General features: G+C 58.6%; 2 protein-coding genes and 1 pseudogene. All 3 read left to right on the top strand.

Annotated elements, in window-relative coordinates; all coding sequences use genetic code 11:
* The first annotated feature begins 172 nt into the window (after nt 1–172).
* Nucleotides 173–613, top strand: coding sequence for a hypothetical protein (locus WAW17_RS29255; RefSeq protein WP_422336353.1), 441 nt, complete (start codon nt 173–175; stop codon nt 611–613).
* Between the two features lie 10 nt (nt 614–623).
* Complete coding sequence (locus WAW17_RS29250) at nt 624–1,631, top strand: MlaD family protein (RefSeq protein WP_422336352.1); 1,008 nt, start codon at nt 624–626, stop codon at nt 1,629–1,631.
* Nucleotides 1,628–1,863: pseudogene (locus WAW17_RS29245) on the top strand (mammalian cell entry protein); the annotation flags it as partial. The gene WAW17_RS29250 and the pseudogene WAW17_RS29245, both read left to right, overlap by 4 nt.

Below are 1,863 nucleotides of genomic sequence, written 5' to 3'. Positions count from 1 at the left end.
TGAAAGTGCTTTCTGATGCGGCGGATAATCTGGACTTCAACGACCCTGATCATCCCAGCTCAGAAGGCACTTTCCTCATTCACACGCCGACGCGGCCACCAAGATCTTCCACGGATTCAGGCTAAGCACCGGCGTCGTGGTGGCAGATACGGTCGCGAGAACACAACGGGAGATGCCGGCGGAGTTGATCGCCAAGTTCAACAACGTCTTTGACCAGTTGCCCGTGTTCGCGCCGGGAACGATCGACGCGGTTCACGAGATCTACGACAGTGGGTTCCTGTACGTCGGCGACGATATCCGTGATCGAATGACCGCGGGACTCGATGCAATTGCTTCCCGGTTCTTCGCGATGGTGGGGCATCTACTCAAGAGTAACGAGCCCAATTTGTCCAGCACTACCGAAATTGTTCGGGAGATCGCTCAGGTCTTACCGGCCATGGCAGGCGGTGGCGCTGCCGGCACCGATTTATCTGCCGCACTTGCATTGGCTGAAAGCGCTTTCGACACCGAGGCAGACGGAAGTAAGACCCTGCGGGTGCAGCTTGCGCTCGACGCCCTCCCAGCCATGCAGTCGGCCTTCGGCACTCCGCCTCTGCAGACTGCTGGGCGGTGAGGAGATGAAGGTGAGTGTTCCCACCCGCGTGCTTGTCCCACTGCTCAAGCTCCTGGTTGCAGGAATTGCCGCGGTGATGCTCTTCGTCCTGATCCTCAACGCGATCAAGAATCCGGTGGAGGGAACTACATCCTCATTCTCCGCGGATTTCACCGACGTTTCCGGGCTGCACGAGAACGCGGATGTTCGGATCCGTGGAGTGAAAGTCGGAAAGGTGACCGGACTCGAACTGGGCCAAGATAAGGGAGAATCGTTTGCTACCGTCGCGTTTACGCTCTCAGAGCCGAATACGTTGACGACGTCGAGTTCGTTGGCGGTCAAATACGCCAATCTTTCCGGCGTGCGCTATGTGGATATTACCGGGCCCGCCGACGGAACCCCCGTGACGCATGCGAGCACCGCGATGACGGTTCCGTCGTTCGACGTGACACAGTTGTTCAACGGTCTGCAACCGGTATTGGAGACACTGAGTCCTGCTGAATTGAACGAGTTCTCGGAAAATGCGCTCACAATTCTTCAAGGCGACGGTCAGGGTATGGGCCCGATGCTCGAGAGCATCGAGAAGTTGAGCCGCTACACCGTTGACCGCCAACAGGTGATCTCGGCGTTGGTGACCAATCTGGCACGCATCTCGGAGACGATGGGCGGAAAGTCGCCGCAGATTCTGGAATTCATCAGGTATCTGCAGGCTCCGATCGATTCGGCGTTCGGTGTCCTGGACCAGTTCCAGAAGGCAGCAGCCTTTGGGCCGTCGTTCATGGGCGCAGTCGACAATCTCTTGATCGGTTTGGGAATCAACGAGGATCTCGACATCGACCGAATGCTCGCGGCCGCGATTCCTGACGTCGATCAGATGGTCGAGACACTACGAATATTGCCTTCCTTCCTCCGCGGCCTCCAAACCCAGGTAGTAGGTAAAGGCGATGACCAGGGGTGCGCGTTCGGACAGGCGTCATTGCCCGAACTACCCAGGGTGCTCTTCGGCGGCGCGGAGGTTCTCGTATGCAACGCATCGTGAGTCGCTTCGGGGGCGCCGTGCGCCGCCGGGATGCTGGAAATCCATTGACGATCGGGCTTGTTACCGTGCTGATGGTGGGTGTCCTCGTAGCGGTCACGGGATACGTCTACCTTGTTCCACCCGGGCGGGGCACTGTCGAATTCGAAACTTATGACGCCGTCTCCATCGCCCCGGGCATCGATGTTCGTGTCGCGGGGCTGTCCGTTGGCAAGGTCTCGAAGTTGGCGATCGA

Source organism: Rhodococcus sp. (in: high G+C Gram-positive bacteria), from assembly GCF_049286785.1.
Taxonomy (GTDB): Bacteria; Actinomycetota; Actinomycetes; order Mycobacteriales; family Mycobacteriaceae; genus Rhodococcus_F.
The sequence above is the reverse complement of the archived record's forward strand: the minus strand, read 5'-3'. Positions and strand labels throughout refer to the sequence as shown.